The sequence below is a fragment of the Caballeronia sp. dw_276 genome (assembly GCF_018449635.1).
Taxonomy (GTDB): Bacteria; Pseudomonadota; Gammaproteobacteria; order Burkholderiales; family Burkholderiaceae; genus Caballeronia.
On sequence record NZ_JAAVUV010000002.1, the window covers coordinates 290,664 to 310,759 of the forward strand.

General features: G+C 58.1%; 18 protein-coding genes and 1 pseudogene. 8 read left to right on the forward strand and 11 right to left on the reverse strand.

Annotated elements, in window-relative coordinates:
- Nucleotides 1–52: 52 nt before the first annotated feature.
- From HB633_RS04280 to HB633_RS04315, 8 genes are all read right to left on the reverse strand, one after another.
- A complete protein-coding gene (locus HB633_RS04280; protein ID WP_213776823.1) occupies nt 53–1,090 on the reverse strand; it encodes an ADP-ribosylglycohydrolase family protein in 1,038 nt (345 codons plus the stop codon).
- A complete protein-coding gene (locus HB633_RS04285) occupies nt 1,090–1,815 on the reverse strand; it encodes a GntR family transcriptional regulator (RefSeq protein WP_213776824.1) in 726 nt (241 codons plus the stop codon). The genes HB633_RS04280 and HB633_RS04285 overlap by 1 nt, the downstream gene beginning before the upstream one ends.
- A gap of 72 nt (nt 1,816–1,887) precedes the next feature.
- Entirely contained in the window at nt 1,888–2,904 is a 1,017-nt protein-coding gene (locus HB633_RS04290) for a porin (protein WP_213776825.1), read from the reverse strand.
- Nucleotides 2,905–3,128: 224 nt separating this feature from the next.
- Nucleotides 3,129–3,749 carry a hypothetical protein gene (locus tag HB633_RS04295; RefSeq protein WP_213776826.1) on the reverse strand — a complete coding sequence of 207 codons (621 nt, stop codon included), beginning with the start codon at nt 3,747–3,749 and terminating at the stop codon, nt 3,129–3,131.
- Nucleotides 3,750–3,802: 53 nt separating this feature from the next.
- Nucleotides 3,803–4,231 carry a DUF3597 domain-containing protein gene (locus HB633_RS04300; RefSeq protein WP_213776827.1) on the reverse strand — a complete coding sequence of 143 codons (429 nt, stop codon included), beginning with the start codon at nt 4,229–4,231 and terminating at the stop codon, nt 3,803–3,805.
- 38 nt (nt 4,232–4,269) lie between these two features.
- The gene (gene thrS / locus HB633_RS04305; protein ID WP_213776828.1) at nt 4,270–5,490 is read right to left on the reverse strand and encodes a threonine--tRNA ligase; all 1,221 of its coding nucleotides are present in this window, start codon (nt 5,488–5,490) and stop codon (nt 4,270–4,272) included.
- Between the two features lie 250 nt (nt 5,491–5,740).
- The gene (locus HB633_RS04310) at nt 5,741–7,873 is read right to left on the reverse strand and encodes a phospholipase C, phosphocholine-specific (protein ID WP_213776829.1); all 2,133 of its coding nucleotides are present in this window, start codon (nt 7,871–7,873) and stop codon (nt 5,741–5,743) included.
- Nucleotides 7,874–7,950: 77 nt separating this feature from the next.
- The gene (locus tag HB633_RS04315; RefSeq protein ID WP_213776830.1) at nt 7,951–8,208 is read right to left on the reverse strand and encodes a hypothetical protein; all 258 of its coding nucleotides are present in this window, start codon (nt 8,206–8,208) and stop codon (nt 7,951–7,953) included.
- A 225-nt stretch (nt 8,209–8,433) separates the two neighbouring features.
- Between HB633_RS04315 and HB633_RS04320 the strand changes: the two genes are divergently transcribed.
- Entirely contained in the window at nt 8,434–8,850 is a 417-nt protein-coding gene (locus tag HB633_RS04320) for a MarR family transcriptional regulator (RefSeq protein WP_213776831.1), read from the forward strand.
- 43 nt (nt 8,851–8,893) lie between these two features.
- Complete coding sequence (locus tag HB633_RS04325; protein ID WP_213776832.1) at nt 8,894–9,283, forward strand: tautomerase family protein; 390 nt, start codon at nt 8,894–8,896, stop codon at nt 9,281–9,283.
- Between the two features lie 28 nt (nt 9,284–9,311).
- Here the strand turns inward: HB633_RS04325 and HB633_RS04330 are convergent, their stop codons facing one another.
- Entirely contained in the window at nt 9,312–10,133 is an 822-nt protein-coding gene (locus HB633_RS04330; protein WP_213776833.1) for a helix-turn-helix transcriptional regulator, read from the reverse strand.
- Nucleotides 10,134–10,288: 155 nt separating this feature from the next.
- Here HB633_RS04330 and HB633_RS04335 point away from each other — a divergent pair, with 155 nt between their 5' ends.
- Both HB633_RS04335 and HB633_RS04340 read left to right on the forward strand, forming a co-directional pair.
- Nucleotides 10,289–11,134, forward strand: a complete 846-nt coding sequence (locus HB633_RS04335; protein ID WP_213776834.1) for a carbon-nitrogen hydrolase family protein — start codon at nt 10,289–10,291, stop codon at nt 11,132–11,134.
- An 89-nt stretch (nt 11,135–11,223) separates the two neighbouring features.
- The gene (locus HB633_RS04340) at nt 11,224–12,564 is read left to right on the forward strand and encodes an APC family permease (protein ID WP_213776835.1); all 1,341 of its coding nucleotides are present in this window, start codon (nt 11,224–11,226) and stop codon (nt 12,562–12,564) included.
- 229 nt (nt 12,565–12,793) lie between these two features.
- On the opposite strand, the gene HB633_RS04345 is transcribed toward HB633_RS04340, so the two are convergent.
- The gene (locus HB633_RS04345) at nt 12,794–13,594 is read right to left on the reverse strand and encodes a helix-turn-helix transcriptional regulator (protein WP_213776836.1); all 801 of its coding nucleotides are present in this window, start codon (nt 13,592–13,594) and stop codon (nt 12,794–12,796) included.
- A gap of 124 nt (nt 13,595–13,718) precedes the next feature.
- Here HB633_RS04345 and HB633_RS04350 point away from each other — a divergent pair, with 124 nt between their 5' ends.
- Entirely contained in the window at nt 13,719–14,618 is a 900-nt protein-coding gene (locus HB633_RS04350; RefSeq protein WP_346730261.1) for an MFS transporter, read from the forward strand.
- A 366-nt stretch (nt 14,619–14,984) separates the two neighbouring features.
- Here HB633_RS04350 and HB633_RS04355 read toward each other — a convergent pair whose 3' ends face one another.
- Nucleotides 14,985–15,734, reverse strand: coding sequence for a glucose 1-dehydrogenase (locus tag HB633_RS04355; RefSeq protein ID WP_213776837.1), 750 nt, complete (start codon nt 15,732–15,734; stop codon nt 14,985–14,987).
- A gap of 349 nt (nt 15,735–16,083) precedes the next feature.
- On the opposite strand from HB633_RS04355, the gene dhaK reads away from it, so the two are divergent.
- The 3 genes and pseudogenes from dhaK (at nt 16,084) to HB633_RS04370 (ending at nt 19,724) form a co-directional block, all read left to right on the forward strand.
- Nucleotides 16,084–17,787: a dihydroxyacetone kinase subunit DhaK gene (gene dhaK / locus HB633_RS04360; RefSeq protein ID WP_213776838.1), complete on the forward strand. Its 1,704-nt coding sequence runs from the start codon at nt 16,084–16,086 to the stop codon at nt 17,785–17,787.
- Nucleotides 17,756–18,643 (forward strand): SDR family oxidoreductase, encoded by an 888-nt coding sequence (locus HB633_RS04365; RefSeq protein WP_255580740.1) that lies wholly within the window; start codon nt 17,756–17,758, stop codon nt 18,641–18,643. The genes dhaK and HB633_RS04365 overlap by 32 nt, the downstream gene beginning before the upstream one ends.
- Nucleotides 18,644–18,992: 349 nt before the next feature.
- Nucleotides 18,993–19,724: pseudogene (locus HB633_RS04370) on the forward strand (alpha/beta hydrolase).
- The last annotated feature ends 372 nt before the right edge of the window (nt 19,725–20,096 follow it).

Below are 20,096 nucleotides of genomic sequence, written 5' to 3' on the forward strand. Positions count from 1 at the left end.
GAGTCCGATCTCCAGATTAAAGGGAACTGCGTAAATGTCGGTATAAAGCGGGTCAGGCGTTCGCGGCGCGCAGTCCAAGCAAACGATCGACAAGCGGTTCGAGATCGAGCGTATTCACACGCCTGACGGTTTCGATACAACGTGCCGGCAACGCGTCATAACCCGCACACGCGCCGAGGATTGCGCCGAGCATGGCGGCAATGGTGTCGGTGTCGCCACCAAGGCTCGCCGCCGCGCCCAGCGATGATTCGATACTGTTGCCGCGGCGCTCGGCATCGAAGGCAAGCGCAAACGTCGCGACCACCGATTCCTGCGATGCCACCGATGTGCCGATCACGTCGTAAAGCACCTTGACGACTTCATCTTCGGCGCATTGACGCATCAGTTCGCGCGCCTGGCGGATGCGCGGCGCGATGCGTCCGCCCGCAACCCAGAAACCGCGTGTTTCGGCGGCTTGCGCCATCGCGATTCCGGCTTCCAGTGCTTCGCGCAAACCGGCGCCGTTGAGCCCGGCCGACACCGCCGCCGCCACCGCCGCCGCGCTCGAAATGCCGAGCGTGGTGTTATGCGTGACGATGCATGATTCAACAACTGCATCTATAAACCGTTCCTGCTGCCGCAGATCGAACGCAATGCCGACCGGCGTCACGCGCATGGCCGCGCCGTTCGTGGTGCCGAAGCGCCCGGTGCGCAACGGATCTTCGCCGGCGGTGATGCGCTCGATCGCCTGTTTCGTCGATGGCCCGAGCAGGTCCAGCGAACCGCGCGCTTTCATGGACGCTTCCCACTCGATCAACGCATGCGCGAATGCCAGTGGTTCGATCTTGCCGTTGTTATCGGCGAGAAGATGCGCGACGAGGACGGCTTGCTCGGTGTCATCCGTGATCGAACCGGCGGGCATGTTCGGCGCGATCGGCTGATCGGGAAACGCGTTTTCAAGCTTGTCGATACGGCCAAACTGCTCGACGATCCGTTCGCGGCTGAGCGATTGCGTCGGCATGCCGAACGCGTCGCCAAGTGCCAGTCCATAGAACGCGCCCCGGGCGCGATCGGTCAATGTAGGGTGAGTCAAATGCAAAGACGAAGACATCAGAATTCCAGGTGTAGTGCAAAAAAAGCCGGGTCCAGCAAGCTCACGACATATTCGATGATGCGGTCCTCGCGATCGCGCGTGAGCCGCCTCGAACGCAGGAACGATGTGCCGGCGCGACGCTTGAGCAGGCGTGCATCGGCAGCTTCCAGTCCTGTTACCTCCGCCCACTGCTCACCGTGATGCGGCACCATGCCATGCTCGATCAGCGTCCGGTTCAACGATCCGCCCACGAGACCTTCCAGCGGCAATGCCGCGAGGTCATCGTTGAAAGGCAGACGGCTGCGTTCCAGCGAAATACATTGCCCTTCGGCGCCCATCACACGCATCCGGTCGATGGCAACAAACGTGCTGCGATCGAGCTTCAGTTCCTCCGCGAGAGTCTCGTCTTCAACCAGCGCGATCTGCAGCAAACGGGTTTGCGCGCCGCCCGCTTTTTCTATCGCCGTGGTCCAGCCGAGCGTGCCGTCGATGTTCTGCCCGTTGAACGTCACGAATGAACCGATGCCGCCCTTGCGCGTAATCAAACCGCCATTCGTCAGCAGGTCGAGGCCTTTGCGAACCGTGTTGCGGCTCACCGCGAAGCGCTCGACCAGTTCGTTTTCGCTTTCCAGTTGCTGCCCATAAGGCAGCCGTCCCGTCAAAATCTCTTGCTCGATGGTGGCCGCGACCATATGCGCTTTCGAGCGCCCGACCTCCGCCGCTTTTACTGCACGTTTTGCCATTTGCTGCTCCTGTGCCCTTTGAGAACCGGACCGTCCAGTCCTTGCAAAAGCACAAGTATGCACATGTTTTGCTTAAAACCGCTGCACGATGCCCAACTGAAAGCCGCGCGCATCCGAACCGTTGTAGGCGAGCGGCAAACCGGCGTTCGCCGAACCAGCCAGCCGGTACGCCGCCTGCCCGCGGTTCTGCAGGAAGGACAACGCGCTGTAGATGCTCGTGCGCTTGGAGAACGCGTACGTATAGAGGGCCGAGATCTGGCTTGCGTTGTTGCCCTGGCCGGTTTCATCGTGGAGATAGGTGTAGCCAGCCGCCAGTGCGCTCGACGGCGTGAACTGGTACAGCGCCGATGCGCCGTAAACATTAACGTCAAGATTGATGTCGCGCCATTTCGAACCGCTCCATCCGGCAAACAACGTGGTCTTGCCAATCTGATATGAAAGCCCCGCTTCTTCCGTGCGATCGGTGGCCGTGCCGTCTGCGCTCTTGACCGCTTGCGCAGCGAAAACCGCGCCGATGGGACCGTGCGCGTAAGTGACGTCCGCCTGATAGCTCGAACCTGCGGAGCGCAGGCCGCCGGCGTCGCCGAAACCGGTGTAGATGCTGAATTGCAGTCCGCCCATCGATGGCGACGTGTAGGAAACCGTATTACTCGTGCGCACTGTGAACGTCATCATGTTGCTGAATCCGGACGCCTGCGTGGCAGCACCGAATGCGTCCAGTCCGCCCTGGTCGTTGAATATCGGCGAGTTCTGTCGGCCGGCGCGCACTTCGCCCCATCCGCCGGAAATGCCGACCCACGCCTGCCGGTTGAACATGCTTCCCGGCGATGCAAACGTGCCGTCGTTCGGGTTGAAGCCGTTCTGCAAATCGAAGTTGATGTGGTTGCCGCCGCCAATGTCCTCGGTGCCGCGCAAGCCAACGCGGCTCGCCCATTGCCCCGACGAACCGACCGCGCCCGTGTATCCGCTGCCAGTGTTCACCACCTGCACGAATTCATCGACGATGCCATACAACGTGACGCTTGATTGCGCTCTCGCCGACGGCGCGAGGCAAATCAGGACCAATGCGGCCGGGATGCGGATGTTCATGATTGACTGTGGAATGGGCAAGGCCGCAGAGCGCGGTGTCTTGTTCCTTTTCTGCACACTAAAAAAGTACATGTAGGAACATGTACGAAATTTAAGGCGACATATTGAACAGGTCAAGCGGGAATTAATGGGGGAAAACCCTCGGGTTACGAAGGGTCGGATGAGGCAGGATGTCGCAGGAACCGGGCCGCATCAGAGTACGGCCCGGGGTTTATACAGGTGGCTTAGCCGGCGTCGCCGTCGCTGATCAGCGTTTGCGCGCCGCGAAGATGATCGACGAGATAACGCAGCAAGGCGGCGATATCTCCGAACTCTACGAAGCCCGGGGTCACACCATCATCGAAAAGCGGCGAGCCGTTCAACTTCTCCGTGATCGCCAGGCCATTGAACGACGCCACTGGAATTCGTTCGCCAGGCTCGATGCGAAATGTGTTGCCGCTCGTGGCGGCATCGCGGATACGCATCAGGAACTGAACCTCCGGCGTTCTCAACTCGGAGAAATCGTGCGCTTCGAAAAAGTCAGCAATAGCGAGAATCGCGTTCGTGCCCGCCACCCGCAGCACCACGGACAGACGTTGCGGGTCCTGATGGAACGCCGCCCACGACTGTCCCAAACCGAGCGCTTCACCTTCCACACCAGGCGTTCCATCTTCTATGTGCGTCTGCGGCTCAGAGCGTGACCGCTTGCGCCTGAGCAAAGTGTTCGCGGCCGCCAGATCGGGCGGGGTCTTGTCCTTATCGATCCAGGCTCCGACTGTGCTTGCATACAGCACGAGCGCGAGCAACTGTTCCTCGATCAACGCGATGCCCAGCTCGACCGGGTCCATGCCATTTTTTCTGACCATATTCGTCTCCTTGTTGTTCGCCGATTCGATTCATGAGCCGACGGAATTTATCTTCAGCTCTTAAGGTCCGCAGGAACCTGACCGCCGTTCTCGGCGAGCTTCTCCATGACTCGTTTATGCAGCCAGATGTTCATCGCGGCGCTGTCTTCCGTGCTCCCCGGATAGTTGAGTTCGGCGGCGAGCTCCTTGCGCGCGTCCAGGCTGCTGTCCAGATCGAGCAGCTTCAATAAGTCGACAATCGATGAACGCCAGTTCAACTGCGTGTTGATTCCGGCTTGCCTCTCGGTCAACGCGGCTTCGACATCGACAGGCGGTAGCGCAGCAACCGGAGGTTGGACGTTGCTGGCTGCAACGGTCGAGCCGCTCGAAGGATCCGCATTCGGTGATGGCGGCGCGGCAGGCGCTGTAGCGCCCGTCGATGCCGTATTCGCCGGATGATCCTGCGGAAATATCTTGTTGAGAATGTTGGTGAAGATGCTCATGACGTCTCTCCGATAGGACTTCAAATTGGATTCTTACGTCACATGCGCAACCTTCGTTCCACCATCGGCGCGCGCGCCATGTTGCGGAGGCGTTCAATACCTTCACTCATCAATAGCGTGCTCTGCGTGCCGTCCCTGAATCGCAGCGATACAGTTCCGTCGCGCGCGTCGCGCTTGCCTACCGTCAGAAAAACCGGCACGCGCTGCTCGCGGGCATCGACGACTTTTCGTTCGAGGCGTTCGGGCCGGTCATCGAACGTGGCTCGCAGGCCTGCGTCTTCGAGCGCGTTCATCACGTCCTGACCGTAAGCAACGCTGGATTCCGAAACCGTCGCCACGGCGACTTGATCGGGGGCGAGCCATAGTGGTAACCAGCCCTCGTGATGTTCGAGAAGCATCGCGATAAACCGCTCCATGCTGCCGAGCACCGCGTGATGAATCATCACCGGGCGTACGCGTTCATCGGCGGCATTCACAAAGTTCGCATCGAGCCGCTCAGGCAAGACGAAGTCGAGCTGGATCGTGCCGCATTGCCAGCTCCGGCCACGGCTATCGATCAGATGGAACTCAAGCTTCGGACCGTAGAAAGCGCCCTCGCCCGGGCGCACTTCGAAGTTCAGGCCGGCGGACGCCGCAGCTTTTGCAAGCGATGCTTCCGCGTGATCCCAAACTGAATCGGCGCCCGCGCGCTGCTCGGGACGCGTTGCGAGCATGACGTTGAATGTGGAGAAACCAAGGTCCGCATAGACCACGCGAAGCAGATCGCAGAACCTTCGTACTTCGGCCTCGACCTGATCTTCCGCGCAGAAAACGTGTGCGTCGTCTTGCGTAAAAGCGCGCGTGCGCTTCAGGCCTTCAAGTGAACCAGACGGTTCATCGCGATGACATGCGCCGAACTCGCTGTATCGAATCGGCAGATCGCGATAGGAGCGGATACCTTGATTAAATATTTGCACGTGGCATGGACAGCTCATCGGCTTCAGACAATACGCCCGATGCTCTTCGGCGTCGCTAAGCGAATACATGCCCGACTGAAACTTGTCCCAATGCCCGCTGCGCTCCCACAACGAACGCGCGAGCAATTGCGGCGTGCGTATTTCGCGGAACCCGGCGCTGCGCATTCGACGCCGCATATATTCTTCGACCACGCGATACAGCGCCCACCCGCGCGGATGCCAGAACACCATGCCGGGCCCTTCGTCCTGTTGATGGAACAGGTCCAGTTTGCTTCCCAATTGCCGATGATCGATATCGTTCATGACGCACTCCGTTTCTTGATTGACTTGATAAAACCGAAACGGAGGGCTGTAAACGCAGAAGGCCCCGACCGTTTCCGGCGGGGCCTTCTGAAGCCGCACACTCAAGCTCTAGCGCACGCGAACTCCAGACGACCCGCCTGAGCAGGTGGTCGTGGTGATCGCGGTTGTAAGGGCGAAGAGATGTGAGTTCATGAGACAAACAATAAATGGCTTAGCGGTCCGGCGTCAACATCAATATTGCATTGCAAGATCAGACAAACGTGGTCACCGGCGCCACCGCCGCGGGATCGCTGATGCTCGTGCGGCCGTTTTCGACGTGACCCGCAAGACGGCGAATAAACGAAGAATCATCGTTGCTGGTCACCGTCAGGTCGTACCAGTGATGGCTTGCAGCAAGAATCCACGGCTCTTCGATGGACCCCAACGGCGGCACGATCACGTGGCGTGGTTGCGCGCCGTAAGCGTTATCGATCACTGACAACTTTGCAAAGCCGCCACCTTGGCTCGAGAACTTCAGGAACACGTTGCCGTTCGCCACGTCATATTGCGCGACTACTTCCGGATGCGCCGGCTTGTTGAAAAGACCGCCGCCCTTCGACTGCGATGCATTGCCGGCGAATTCGCGCACGAAACCGTTCGGGCCATAAACAGTGAACGCATAGACGCCCGCCGTAGTGGACAGATCAAACGTCTCGCGCAAGGTCTTGCCCGCTTCGACCGTGTAACGCCACGGGCCATCGGTGCGGTTCGTCGAGTACACGTAAAAGTGTGCGCCTTGGGAACCGGTATTGGCGAAATGCAATGCAAACTGTTTGCGGTCTGCATCGACTTGACCATTCACATGCAACTCATAAGGCAGCGCACGTGCGAAACGCGTACCCGGTTCCTGAGGATCGATCACACCGGGCACAGCCGGAACCGTCGGCGCCGGCTGCGTGGCGCACTGGTTATCGGCGATGGTCTTGTAGTTGCTCGTGTCCGGCAGCGTGGGCATTTGTGCATCGGGCGTGCGGAAATCGAACGCCGTGGTCAGGTCGCCGCACACCGCACGACGCCACGGCGTGATGTTCGGTTCCATCACACCAAAACGCGTTTCAATGAAACGAATCACCGACGTGTGATCGAACACTTGCGAGCACACGAAACCGCCCTTCGTCCACGGCGATACAACCGTCATCGGCACGCGCGGGCCGAGGCCGTACGGAAGACCATCGGCGGTATAGCTGCCGCCACGGCCGGGATTCACGACCGTATGAAGCTCGCCGTCGGTTGTCACCGTCGACAAACCTTGCGAACGCGATGTAGGCGGTTGCGGCGGCACGACGTGATCGAAGAAACCATCGTTCTCGTCGTACATGATGAACAACACGGTCTTGCTCCAGACTTCCGGATTCGCGGTCAGCGCATCCAGAATCTGCGACGTGTATTCCGCGCCGTAAGCCGGTGTGTATTTCGGATGTTCGGAGTAGGCAGCCGGCGGACACAGCCATGAGACTTGCGGCAGCTTGTTCGCGAGGACGTCGGCCTTGAGGTCATCGAGAGTACGCACGGCGTTCGCGCGCTGCTGGAGCGAAGAGCCCTGCGGCGCGTTGATGATGTTGGTGAAGTTCTGCAGGATATTCGTGCCGTAATTGCCATTCAGCGGATCGGCGCCGGTGAGACCTTGCTGATAGATCTGCCAAGAGATACCGGCAGCCTCCAGGCGCTCCGGATAGGTGGTCCACGAAAGCAATTGATATTGCGGCGGTCCGTCGCCATCGACGAAATCATTGTTGTCGAGCAGCGGACCACCCAGCGTACCGGTTGGATCGACCGTACCCGTCATCAAGTACGAGCGGTTCGGATGGGTCGGACCCGGCAGCGAACAGAAGTAGGCATCGCAGACGGTGAATGCATCGGCGAGCGCGTAGTGGAACGGAATGTCGCTACGCAGGTGGTAGCCCATCGTCATGTCCGTCTTGTTCGCGGGCCATTGATCGTAGCGGCCGGCGTCAATGGCCGCATGCGTCTTGTACCAGGAATGATCCAGGTCGCCCACGCATTGCGCGCTCGTTGTCTGCGTGTTCAGATGGAACGGCAGCACGGGCTTCGTCGGATCTTCTTTCGACGGCTGGAACCATACCGGCTTGCCGTTGGGCAGCGGGATCGGGAAGCGGTCGTTGTAACCACGAACGCCGCGCATATGGCCCATGTAGTGATCGAACGAACGGTTCTCCTGCATGAACACGACGATATGCTCCACGTCGTTGATCGATCCCGACCGATGCGATGCAGGAATCGCGAGCGCCTTGCGGATCGAATCAGGAAAGACCGTCAGCGCGGCGGCAGCGCCGGCTGACGTGGCGACAGTTTGCAGGAAACGGCGACGGCTATTCGATGTCATCGTGCTTCACCTTTTAGTGTGTATTGAGGGTACGGCGATACGGCTTCGATCGCGGGAAACGATCGAATGGGGGTGGTTCATTGAGTTGTTTCGGGCGGGGAATGCATTACCGGCGCGACCTGTTGCGTGTCTGCCGCAAGGCTCGTTTGAGCGGCAGCAATGGCGCTGCTCGCCGCCAGTTCACTCGAAGGTGCAGCCTGCACCAATGGTTCGATCGCGCTCGCTGGCAGCGACGGATCAGCCGCGGCTTGAGTAGAGCTAAAACTTTCGTGGTCATCTGGCCCGCACGCCGTGAGGGCGAGCGCGGTCAACGCGAGTATCGCGGTTCGTCTCATGATGTCTCCGCTTGTTCTATGCGCTTGAATGTCAGCAGTAACGTTCTTGTTTCATCGCGGTCGCCAGTGTGCGGATGCTTCAAGAAAATTTTGTGAAACGTTTGCTTAGACTTGGTAAGGGCATTTTTCTATCATTAAGCTTACGGTTTTATATCTTCAAGCTAACCATTGAATATCTTCGAAAAACTAGTTGCATAGCGAATCACTTTCATCTATCCTGAGTTCATGTTCGATCACTGCATTTACTTCAACACAACGGCCCTTGCGCGAACTCTCGAGCGTGAGTGGACTGCTGCGTACAAACCGTTCGGCCTGACTCCGCCACAGGGCTTCATGCTGCGCGCGGTGCTCGCAAAGCCGGGAATCGTACAAAGCGAACTCGCTGCGGAACTCGCGATTTCGCGGTCCACGGCGACCAGAACGCTGGACGGCTTGCAGAAGCTGATGTTCATTGAACGTAGGTTGACGGAGTCGGACGGGCGCGAAACTGCTCTTTATCCAACCAGCGAAGCGTTGCAGATCAAGGATCAACTGAACGCTGCAAGCGCTGCGGTCACGCGGCGTTTGAAGGCTGAGATGGGTGAGGCTCGTTTTGTGACGACGGTTGAGAGCGTGAAAGAAGCGCGGTCGAGCATCGACTGATTTTTTCCTAGATAGTTGTATAGCGAACTAAATGGAGCTGAAAATGCCAATCTTGAACGTGAAGGTGAGTGGTGAAAAGTCGGCTGAAAAGATCTCGGCCATCTCGGCCATGTTGCTGGAACTGACTTCTTCCGTGTTGGGCAAAAAGCGCGACGTGACGGCGATCACAATCCAGTTTATCGAGGCGGATAGCTGGGTGATTGCGGGAAAGCCGCTGACCGAACACAAGAAATCAAGCTTCTACATGGACATCAAGGTCACCGACGAAACCAATACCAAAGACGAAAAGGCGCGTTACATAGCCGAGGTGTTTGCAGGCTTCGCACGGATCCTAGGCGAAGTGCACGAAGAGAGCTACATCTACGTTGAAGACGTCAGAGCGGCTTCCTACGGGTATGGTGGACGAACGCAAGAGTACCGGTATCACCACTGATGCAGTGGGTGCGCGCCGGAGTAAGCGACTAAACGTCGGCGTGCTGCGCCCCGGGTTCATAAAACAAAGCAAACAATTCCGACTGCGAGCCAATTCCCAACTTCGCGTAGATATGTTTCTTGTGCGCGCGCACGGTCTCGAACGAGATAGTCAGCTTCTCCGCTATTGCGCGCGACGAGAACCCGCTTAGCGAGAGCATCGCCACTTCAATCTCACGCGCTGTCAGAGCGCCGCGACCGCTCTTGTCGGTCAGTGCGCCAAAGCGTGCGGGCAGTTCTGAATGCATCGCATCGCCGCCGCTCCCCGCTTCTCGCGCCACACCGAAATTTTCGTATCGAAGACGTTGCTGCATCAATGCCAGCACCCATGGCGAAAACAACGTCAGCAACGCCACTTCCCGCTCGTCGTAACGGCGTGTATTGCCCAGCGAAAAACCCATCGTGTAGTCGGCGTCGATGACAACGTTAAAATGCACTTCATCGCCCACGATGTTTTTCTTGAAGTAGCGCTCGTAGTACTCGGTCATCTTGAAGTTATCGGGCGCAACGTCAGCAAGCGTGTAGAACCCCGATGTCCGCTGCTCGAATGCAGCAAGATAAAACGGATCAAGCTGATAGAGGGCGGCGAGATAGTCCTGGAACATCAGGTCGACCTTGCCGTCGGGTAAAGCCTGCTCCGCGCATACCAGCGGCGCAGCGTTGCGGGCAAAACGCAGCGCCACCCAGCTGTCGAAGCTGATATGCCGCTCCAGCACGCGCGTGAGGCGTGCCCAGAAATGCGGACCATCGAGCGCGTCGATGGCCGAGCCGATCTCACGATGAAACGCGAGATCGTGCCATTGAAATTCCATCGTCGCCTCCGCTTGGGTAACCCATGGTTGTAACCCGGCCGGGGTAACCCCGGTGGGTAATTTCTGGACAAAAATAATGCCTCGATAATAGTTCGAATGAAATTGCGGGACTCACAGATTTACGAATGAAAGGCATCTGGAAGGAGACGCGTCACATGCAGGCAGAACTTGCGCAGATCGCGCTGGTAGACAGCAACCTTGAACACAATACGCGCCGCGTCATTGAGAGCATCGGCCGAGCGGATGTTGAAGGTGGAACCAAGCTAGTGGTTTTCCCGGAAGCCACGCTGTCCGGCTTCCCTACGCGGGACAACATCGCGGACGTGGCGCAATCTATCGACGGCGCTGCGCTGACCGCCGTACGCGACGCTGCGAAACGCGCGGGTGTGTCGGTAGCAGTGGGACTTGCCGAACGTGAAGGGGCGCGATTCTACAACACGACTGTGCTGATCGATGAACGCGGCGAGATCGTCTTGCGGTATAGAAAGACCCACCTTTGGGCGTCGGACGTTGGCGTCTTCACACCCGGCGATCGCTTTGAAACATGCTTGTGGAATGGCATGACCGTAGGCTTGCTGATCTGCTATGACATCGAGTTTCCGGAAACGGCGCGTGCGATCGCAGCGCTTGGCACGGACCTCGCGATCGTCACCAACGGCAACATGAATCCGTTTGGGCCGGTACATCGCAGAGCCATCACCGCACGCGCGATGGAAAACCAGATGTTCGCGCTGATGGCGAACCGCTGCGGCTCGGGCGATGACGACCTCACATTCCCCGGCGAATCTGCACTGATCGACCCGTTTGGTGAAGTGGTTGCATCGGCGGGTTCGGAAGAAACCGTGCTGACCGCGAACATAGACTGGATGCGGCTCGAAGCGAGCCGTGAGCACTACCGCTATCTGCACGACGCTCGTGTGCCGCTCGGCCTCACTCCCGTCAACAACGCAGATGGCTCGCGCGCGCTTTTGATCGACGAGCGCCGCCGACGTATCGACTGAAGTTTTCTGCAGTTCCGTAGCACATGAACCGTCCGGGGCTCGCGCTCCGGGCGCGCCCGCACACGCCTGTTGAAAGTCCCGGAGATATCATGCAAAACGCGTCAACCGAAGAGCAGTCGCATCTGAAACGCACGCTCGGCCTGCCGTCCGTGTTGTTGTTCGGCCTGGCCTATATGGCGCCTTTGATTGTGTACGGCACGTACGGCGTGCTTGCAAAGGCAAGCGATGACACCGCCGCCCTCGCCTATCTCATTGCGCTAGTGGCCATTGCTTTTACCGCGCTAAGTTATGGCAAGCTTGCACGGCTTTATCCGGTCGCCGGATCCGCGTATACATACACACGTAAAACGTTTAACGCACATGTTGGCTTCCTGATCGGCTGGGCAACGTTGCTCGATTATTTCTTCCTGCCAATGGTGATCTGGCTGATCGGCGCGGCTTATTTCAACGCCGCGTTTCCTCATGTGCCTACCTGGATCTGGATTGTCGCGTTTATCGTGTTGACGAGTGCGCTGAACATAGTCGGGATTGAATTGGCTGCGCGCTTCAACATCGTTTTGATGGTGGTGCAACTTGCGATAGTCGGCTTGTTCGTGGCGTTATGCTGGCACTATGCATCGGCGGCGGCCGGGCCTGGCGGTATCGCGATGGCTGAACCATTCTTCAAGTCGCACGTCCCGTTTGCATCGACCATGGCGGGCGCTGCCATTGCTGCTTATTCGTATCTTGGCTTCGACGCTGTTTCAACGCTGACCGAAGAGACCATCGATCCGAAAAGGAACATGCCGCGCGCGATCTTGTGGATTGCATTGATCGGCGGCGCGATTTTTGTTCTCGCCGCTTACACGATGCAACTCGCGCACCCCGGAGTCGATTTCAAGGATACGGATTCAGCCGCGTTTGAAGTCGCCAAGATGGTTGGCGGCGATATCTTCGTGACCATCTTTCTTGCGGGTTTGATCCTCGCTCAATTCGCGTCGGGTATCTCAGCGCAAGCAAGCGTAGGACGTCTTCTCTACGCAATGGGCCGCGATGAAATACTGCCCAAGCGCATCTTCGGTTTCGTCCATCCCAAGTTCAAGACGCCGGCCATCAACATCGCGATTGCAGGGATCGTGGGCCTGATCGCATTGAAACTGGACGTAGCGACATCGACTTCGTTCATCAACTTCGGCGCGTTCCTTGCGTTCACGGCCGTCAACCTTTGCGTGGTGCGCTTGTATCTGTCGGGCAATCACGGCGACAAGAGAATTGGCGTGATCGGTGGTCTGGTCTTTCCGTTGATCGGCGCAATCGCGGATGTGTGGTTGCTGGCGAGCCTCGAGAAAACAGCGCTTATTTTGGGCGCAATCTGGTTCGTGATCGGTATTGTGTATCTGTGCTGGATCACGCGCCTGTTCCGTCAAGCGCCGCCGGAAGTGGTGGTTTGATCAGATGCTGATGACGCGCACCTGTAGTGCGCGTCTTTTCTTTTCACTAAATACCACCTTAACCCGCCAACACCTCCACGATACAAACCACCATGGTGAAGGCCCCGATGCAGCCCGCCAACGTAGCCGCCGCTTTAGCAAAAGGTGACATGTGCGCCCCGATCAAATTAGATTGAGCGCATTCTATATTCATTTGAAATAAAAATGAAAGCAAAAAGAAAGATGTCTTTTAAGCGCCCTTTCCATCATCCTTGTCTGCGAAATAGCGTGCTGGAGGTTTGCCGAGCGCTTTCTTGAACATCGTGATGAAAGCGCTGACCGATTCATAGCCGAGATCCTCTGCCACGCGCTGCACAAGCGCTCCACCAGAAAGCCGCTGCAACGCGATGATGATGTGCAGTTGCTGGCGCCATCGTCCAAAGCTCATGCCGGTTTCGCGTAGCACCAGGCGCGTGAGCGTGCGTTCGCTCATCGCGACACGTGTGCCCCATTCCGCTGCGGTGCTTCGATCGGCGGGGTCGGTCGTGAGTGAATTGGCGATGTGCCGCAGTTTTGCATCGGCAGAAATCGGCAGGTGAAGCTGCTCGGTTTTCATCTGCGTAAGTTCGTCGAGCAAGACGCTTACAAGGCGACCAGTTGGGCCGTCTACTTCATAAACCTGCGGAAGCGCGGCAAGCCGCTGAATCAATTCGATCAACAATGGCGTGAGCGATAACGTGCAGCACGTCTGCGGCAACGCGGCTACGCTTGAATCGACGTAGAGAAAGCAAAGACGACCATTGGCCGTCACGCGATTGCTGTGCAACATGCCGCCGGGCACCCACACGCCGCATTGCGGCGGCACCATCCAAAGACCGTCCGATACTTCACACGTCACGCCACCGCGCAGCGCAACCACCAGTTGCCCCTTGCTGTGCCGATGCATCGGCAACTCGCTCTCGTTCTCCACGACATCCACGCGCACGGCGTTAGCCGGCTGATCCATGGTGTCCGGATTGAAACTCGTCAGGGTGGCGCGAAGGATCGACATTGCGTCTTTGACCGTATTTAGAACTATTTTGTCATTATCTCCAGATTCGTATCCGCGTCCAATGTTTAGTCTTAAGGCTTGTCAATGTCGGATCGCATTCATCGTGAAATCTCAATCCAGTCCTATGCCAAACGTCTCGCGCCCGGCGATGCTCGTGGTCGGCATTCTGTTGATAGCTGCCAATTTGCGTGCGCCCTTTACCGGGGTTGCGCCGCTGCTCGGCATGATTCGCGCGAATGCCGGTCTGACGACGACCGAAGCGGGCATGTTGATCACCCTGCCCTTGCTCGCGTTTGCGATAGTTTCGCCGTTCGCAGCACGCGTCGCCCGCGAGTATGGTCTCGAACGTTCGTTGTTCGCGGCGCTGGTCTTGATTGGCGCGGGAATTGTCGTGCGCTCGACCGGGACTGTGTGGTGCCTGTATTTAGGAACGGCGATCATTGGCGGCGGCATTGCGTTAGGGAACGTGCTGCTGCCGAGTTTGCTCAAGCGCGACTTCCCCGATAAAACCGCCACCCTCACCTCCGCTTACGCGCTGACGATGGGCGTAGGCGCAGCAATCGCCTCGGTCGTCGCCATTCCGCTTGCGCGCGTTTTCAATTCGGATTGGCGGCTCGTCATTGGCGCATTTATCGTGCTGCCGATTGTCACTGCATTGGTATGGATGCCCCAACTTCGCAGCCGGACATCGCCTTCAAAAGACACGGCAACACCTCCTCACGGCGGCGAAGTGTGGCGCTCCGCGCTCGCGTGGCAAGTGACACTGTTCCTTGGGCTGAATTCCTTCGTCTATTACGTTGCGGTTAGCTGGCTTCCTGCCATTCTTCACGATGCCGGCTTTTCCTCCGATAAAGCCGGCTCACTGCACGGCGTCCTGCAACTTTCGACAGCCGTTCCCGGCTTGCTGCTGTTGCCTATTGTGAGGAAGATGAAGGATCAGCGAGCGGCTGCGTTTATCGCTTCCATCATTAGCGCGGTTGGTTTGTTTGGATTGCTTGTAGCGCCATCGTTAGCAATGGTGTAGATCATTTTCTTCGGCCTTGGCGCGGGTGCTGCGATCATTCTTGGCCTTGCGTTCGTGAGCTTGCGTGCAAGCAATTCGCATCAGGCGGCGGCGCTGTCAGGAATGAGCCAGTGTGTAGGGTATTTGCTTGCGGCCGCGGGTCCACCGCTTGTCGGCCGATTGCACGACGGGTCAGGAAACTGGAGCGTGGCCTTGGCGATTTGCGCAGCTCTGTGTGTGGCCATGGCGTTGCTTGGACTCTTTGCCGGGCGCGCGGTGCATATTTCGAGCGCGCCATTTCGCCGAGCAACGGCCAAGGCAATCTAAGCGCGAACGCAAAAAGGCGGCATCGGCATAAAGCCGATGCCGCCAACCTGCCGCTTACTCTTAGACTTGTGCCAAACCACCATCCACGGTCAATTCGATGCCCGAGATATAGCTGCTATCGTCGGATGCAAGGAACAAAGCCGGCTTGGCGATTTCTTCCGAGAGACCAATGCGGCCTAGCGGCACCTGCGAAGTAATACCCGACTTGAAGCCTTCAATTTGCTCGTCGGTGAGGCCAGTCTTGCCGAAGATCGGTGTATCGATAGGACCCGGGCTGATCGCATTCACACGAATGCGGCGTGCCTTGAGATCCGTCGTCAACGTACGTGCCAACGAACGCACCGCAGCTTTAGTGGCTGAATAAACGCTGAACGCTTCCATGCCCTTGGACGATGCAATCGATGCGTTCAAAATGATCGATCCACCGTCCGGCACCAACGGAAGAAGCTTTTGCACCGTGAAGTAAGCACCCTTCACGTTGACGTTGAAGGTTTCATCGAACTGCGCTTCCGTGACCTGATCGATCGGTGCGAGCGAACCCAAACCAGCGTTCGCAAAAATGACATCCACGCGGCCGTATTTCGCCTTCACATGGTCGTGAAGTTTGTCCAGATCCGATAGCTTGGAGACATCGCCCAGCACGCCTTCGGCGTTTGCGCCGATGCTTTCCACCGCTTCATCCAGCTGCTTCTGGCGGCGTCCTGTGATGATGACCTTCGCACCTTCTTTAGCGAAGAGTTGCGCCGTTGCCAAACCCATTCCGCTGTTTCCGCCCGTGATTACGGCGACCTTTCCTGATAGTTTCGTCATGTCAGTCCTTATGCTTGCGTTTGTTGACTCGAGCAGGCCCGTTTTCAAGCTCTGTTTAGTCGCTAAGGATTAGCTGTTCCCGTAACCGTTGACATCGGTTGCGCGGGGTTGGGCTGACTATAGGCGCGGTGCATCACGGGAAATAGTAGGTGGCGACGAATACACTCATCGGCTCAAGCGAATAATCAAAATGCTTTCGATATGACGCCAAAGACTAAGCGCGTAGTACGCTGGTTTTGATGATCGCTTGGTGCAGAGCAAAGAGTCGATGCGCGTGCTGCCTTATCATGTAATGCAACGATAACGTGCTCATGCCGCAGGTTCGCGGCTTTCAAGGAAAGAGTCGGAAATGAAAAAGCTCATCAACGATGTCTCCACCGTCGTGCCCGAAATGCTCGACGGACTTGCTGCGTTCAATCCAGGTCTGTCGTTGTTGCAAGGCAGCACGATCATTGTGCGAGCCGATGCGGAGGCAGCCGCTGCACGCGGCGAGGTCGCGCTGATATCGGGCGGCGGTTCAGGTCATGAGCCTGCGCACGGCGGTTATGTGGGGCCGGGAATGCTTAGCGCGGCGGTCGCCGGTGAGGTGTTTACATCGCCTTCCACCGATGCAGTGCTCGACGCCATTCGCGCCGTCGCCGGTCCTGCAGGCGTGTTGCTTATCGTGAAGAACTACACCGGCGATCGCTTCAACTTCGGACTCGCTGTGGAGATTGCGCGCGCTGAAGGCATCGCGGTCGAAATGGTGATCGTCGCCGACGACGTCGCGTTGTCCGCAAGTGGCGAACATGCAGGCCGGCGCGGTTTAGCCGGCACCGTATTCGTTCACAAGATCGCGGGCGCGGCAGCGGCCGAAGGATTGCCGTTGAGCAAAGTCGCGCAAGTGGCGCGGGACGCGGCGGCATCGCTTGGCACCATGGGCGTGGCCCTCACGCCGTGTACCGTTCCCGCTGCAGGCAAGCCCGGCTTCACGCTCGCCGATGATGAAATCGAATGGGGCCTCGGCATTCACGGCGAACCCGGCGTTGAGCGCGGCTCGCTTGTTTCCGCCGATGCCATTGTCGAACGCTTGCTTGCAAAGATCACGGATGATCTGAAGCTCAAGTCCGGCGATCGTGTTGCGTTGCTTGTGAACAATTTGGGCGGCACACCGCCGAGTGAGTTGAGCATCGTTGCGGGATCGGCGCTTCGGGCCCTCGCTGCAAGGCATATAAACGTGGAACGCGCGTGGTCCGGCACGTTCCTTAGTGCGCTGGAGATGGCGGGTGTATCGCTTACGTTATTGCGAGTCGATGATCAACGGCTCGCTCGCCTCGATGCCACCGCGACCACTAGCGCATGGCCCGCGTTGAGCGGACGCGTTGCACTGGCGTCCGTCAAGCAGGCTCCCGCCGCGCCCGCTGCTGCGAGTGGCGCGCGGCTCTCGCGCGAGTCGGCGTTGAGGCGGGTTATCGAAGCCGTGTGCGCTCGCCTGCTCGAAGCCGAACCCGAGTTGACCGAGATGGATCAGCGCGTGGGCGATGGCGATCTTGGCATCAGCATGTCGCGTGCGGCGCACAGCATCCTTCAGGAGATCGATACGTATCCTGCCGAGACCGCACCCGCCGATGTGCTGCGTACCATGTCGGCGACGATACGACGCGTGGTGGGCGGAACATCCGGGCCGCTGTATGCGGTGATGTTGTTGCGCGCGGCTGCGGCGTTGGATGAGGCACATGAGCCCGATGCGAAAGTCTGGTCGAAGGCGTTCACCGCCGCCGTTGCGGGCGTGATGGATTTGGGCGCCGCGCAACCAGGCAACAGGACGATGGTCGATGCGTTGCATCCCGCGGCGGTCGCGCTGGACGCAGCGCTTGTTAAAGGTGCGAGCGCCATCGATGCGTTGAAGGCGTCCGTCGATGCCGCCGCTCAAGGCGCCGAAGCTACCGCACAAATGCATCCACGGCTTGGACGGTCGAGTTACGTTGGCGACCGCGCGCTAGGTTTCGCCGATCCGGGCGCGCATGCGGTTGCGCTTTGGCTTGGCGCTATCGAATCGACTTTGCGGCGTTGATCGGTTTTCGGTTCTAATTGGCTTAGGTCCTTGGCTTGATTTATTAATAACGGAGACAAACAAAATGGACTTGAATTTGCGCGGGAAAGTGGCTGTGTTGACGGGCGCTAGCGTGGGTATCGGGCTCGCCGTGGCCGAGGCGTTCGCAGCGGAAGGAACGGACCTGTTGTTGGCGGCGCGCAATGCAGAACGGTTAACGGAAGCGGCTGATGGCATCGCCAAGAAGTTTGGCGTCAAGGCCGTGGGCGTTTCTTGCGATGTGGCGACTGCTGCGGGCGTGGATAAGCTGGTCGCTGCGGCCAAGGACAATTTTGGTGGCGCGGATATTCTGTTCAATAACGCGGGCACGGGCAGCAACGAGACCATCATGGATGCGCCCGATGAAAAGTGGACCGCGTATTGGGACCTGCATGTGATGGCAGCGGTGCGTTTGGCGAGAGGCCTGGTGCCGATGATGAAAGCGCGCGGCGGTGGCGCGATCCTGAACAACGCATCGATTTGCGCGAGCCAGCCGCTTGGGTATGAGCCGATTTATAACGTGACGAAAGCGGCGTTGATGATGCTTTCGAAGAATATGGCGAATGAGTTTATTAAAGACAATATTCGCGTGAACACGATTAACCCGGGGTTGGTGCTGACGCCGGATTGGGTGAAGACGGCGAAGCAGTTGACGCAGGATTCGGGAGGTGATTGGGAGGGGCATCTGCAGCAAGTTGCCGATGAGCATGCGCCTATTCGGAGGTTTGCATCGGCTGAGGAACTTGCGGGGTTTGTTGTGTTTCTTTGTTCGGAGAAGGCGAGTTATAGCGTGGGGTCGACCTATTTTGTCGATGGGGGGATGTTGCGGGGGGTGTAAGGTGCGATGAACTATAAGCGGCGAAGATGTTTGAAGATTTTTGATCGCGGACGAGACCTAAAATACTTAGATTCCCGGATTGACCAAGGGAAACGGATTTCGGTTGGTTCGCAAGAGCAACGATTTTCCGAAAATCCCATAGGCCGCTTTTCGGCCTAGCGGACACCGACAACACTGCATCAATGCGGGCGAATGACCCCTTTGGGCCGCTCCGCCATGTGGAGCCGATCGGCCAACAACGGACGGTCGACACAGTGGTCAAGATCGGTGACAATTTCTGCGGCGACCGCCCGCGTCGTACGGTCACTGATACAGCCCTAATGACCTTAAAAGTTCCCGCCTAACAAGCATGAGCAGCACCTCTCCCGTCGTTTTCGTTCACGGCTTCATCGGTACGCTGGACATCACTGGCTACGAGTTGCCCCACGCAGTCCCCGATCTGCTTGGATACGGCGAGCACCAGGCCGTTCCGTTCGATGCCATATCCCTACCCAGTCAAGTCGAACATCTGCGAGCTTTCGTGGACGCCCGCTTTGGAAGCAAATCCGTTGACGTAGTTGGCCATTCCGTTGGCGGTGCGATCGCTATGCTGTTCGCCCACACCTACCCTGAGTACGTCCGCAGAATCGTCAATATCGAAGGGAACTTTACATTGCGCGATGCGTTTTGGTCGGCATCGGTAGGGCGGATGAGCCAGAGCGAGGCTGACGCTATGCTGCAAGATTTTCGTGCTGATCCACTTGCCTGGATCAGCAGTTCCGTTACCGCACCAGCGCCGCATCTGAGTGGGATCGCGGCCCGCTGGCTTGCTCACCAGCCAGCGTCCACGCTTCGCGCGATGGGTCAGTCGGTTGTCACAACAACGGGCAACGATGATTATTCTACGGTAATCGAAACGGTCTTCGATCGGCATCCGGTGTATTTGCTTTCCGGTGAGCGCTCCCGCAAAGGCTGAGACGTACCAGACTGGGCACTGGAAAAATGCGCTGGAGATCACACGCTGGCCAACTGCGGCCATCTGATGATGCTCGACGATGACGTCGCCTTTTCAGCGGCGATCAAGCGATTCTTGGCCGAATAGGTCGGCCGCTGTCGATTGCTTGGGGCCGCCATCGGCCCACTAAGAGACGATCGGCAAGTCCGCCCAGATCGGCGACAATTGCTTGCCTCGACAATCGAGATCTACCTTACGTAACGAGATACTTCTGACCGTTGAAGCGGGGGTATTGTCGACTGCGACCGGCTGCTATCTCAGTTTTCGAAGGAGCGAAACGATCGAATTTACGCCTACCGGTAAAAGTATAAGCAGCTCAGGGATGTATATTTACAAAGCAAATCCACCGCCCAAGTCGGCTTCCTCAGACAGATGCCTTGGCTCGGTGAGGCTGTGATACACGAGTAAGTTAAAGGTCATGTCTCAAATGACGAAGGCGAGCACAATTCCAGCACCATC

What these genes read in the sequence shown, in the direction of transcription:
- HB633_RS04280 (WP_213776823.1), bottom strand. Translation starts at nt 1,090, where the DNA reads ATGTCTTCGTCTTTGCATTTGACTCACCCTACATTGACCGATCGCGCC.
- HB633_RS04285 (WP_213776824.1), bottom strand. Translation starts at nt 1,815, where the DNA reads ATGGCAAAACGTGCAGTAAAAGCGGCGGAGGTCGGGCGCTCGAAAGCG.
- HB633_RS04290 (WP_213776825.1), bottom strand. Translation starts at nt 2,904, where the DNA reads ATGAACATCCGCATCCCGGCCGCATTGGTCCTGATTTGCCTCGCGCCG.
- HB633_RS04295 (WP_213776826.1), bottom strand. Translation starts at nt 3,749, where the DNA reads ATGGTCAGAAAAAATGGCATGGACCCGGTCGAGCTGGGCATCGCGTTG.
- HB633_RS04300 (WP_213776827.1), bottom strand. Translation starts at nt 4,231, where the DNA reads ATGAGCATCTTCACCAACATTCTCAACAAGATATTTCCGCAGGATCAT.
- thrS (WP_213776828.1), bottom strand. Translation starts at nt 5,490, where the DNA reads ATGAACGATATCGATCATCGGCAATTGGGAAGCAAACTGGACCTGTTC.
- HB633_RS04310 (WP_213776829.1), bottom strand. Translation starts at nt 7,873, where the DNA reads ATGACATCGAATAGCCGTCGCCGTTTCCTGCAAACTGTCGCCACGTCA.
- HB633_RS04315 (WP_213776830.1), bottom strand. Translation starts at nt 8,208, where the DNA reads ATGAGACGAACCGCGATACTCGCGTTGACCGCGCTCGCCCTCACGGCG.
- HB633_RS04320 (WP_213776831.1), top strand. Translation starts at nt 8,434, where the DNA reads ATGTTCGATCACTGCATTTACTTCAACACAACGGCCCTTGCGCGAACT.
- HB633_RS04325 (WP_213776832.1), top strand. Translation starts at nt 8,894, where the DNA reads ATGCCAATCTTGAACGTGAAGGTGAGTGGTGAAAAGTCGGCTGAAAAG.
- HB633_RS04330 (WP_213776833.1), bottom strand. Translation starts at nt 10,133, where the DNA reads ATGGAATTTCAATGGCACGATCTCGCGTTTCATCGTGAGATCGGCTCG.
- HB633_RS04335 (WP_213776834.1), top strand. Translation starts at nt 10,289, where the DNA reads ATGCAGGCAGAACTTGCGCAGATCGCGCTGGTAGACAGCAACCTTGAA.
- HB633_RS04340 (WP_213776835.1), top strand. Translation starts at nt 11,224, where the DNA reads ATGCAAAACGCGTCAACCGAAGAGCAGTCGCATCTGAAACGCACGCTC.
- HB633_RS04345 (WP_213776836.1), bottom strand. Translation starts at nt 13,594, where the DNA reads ATGTCGATCCTTCGCGCCACCCTGACGAGTTTCAATCCGGACACCATG.
- HB633_RS04350 (WP_346730261.1), top strand. Translation starts at nt 13,719, where the DNA reads ATGCCAAACGTCTCGCGCCCGGCGATGCTCGTGGTCGGCATTCTGTTG.
- HB633_RS04355 (WP_213776837.1), bottom strand. Translation starts at nt 15,734, where the DNA reads ATGACGAAACTATCAGGAAAGGTCGCCGTAATCACGGGCGGAAACAGC.
- dhaK (WP_213776838.1), top strand. Translation starts at nt 16,084, where the DNA reads ATGAAAAAGCTCATCAACGATGTCTCCACCGTCGTGCCCGAAATGCTC.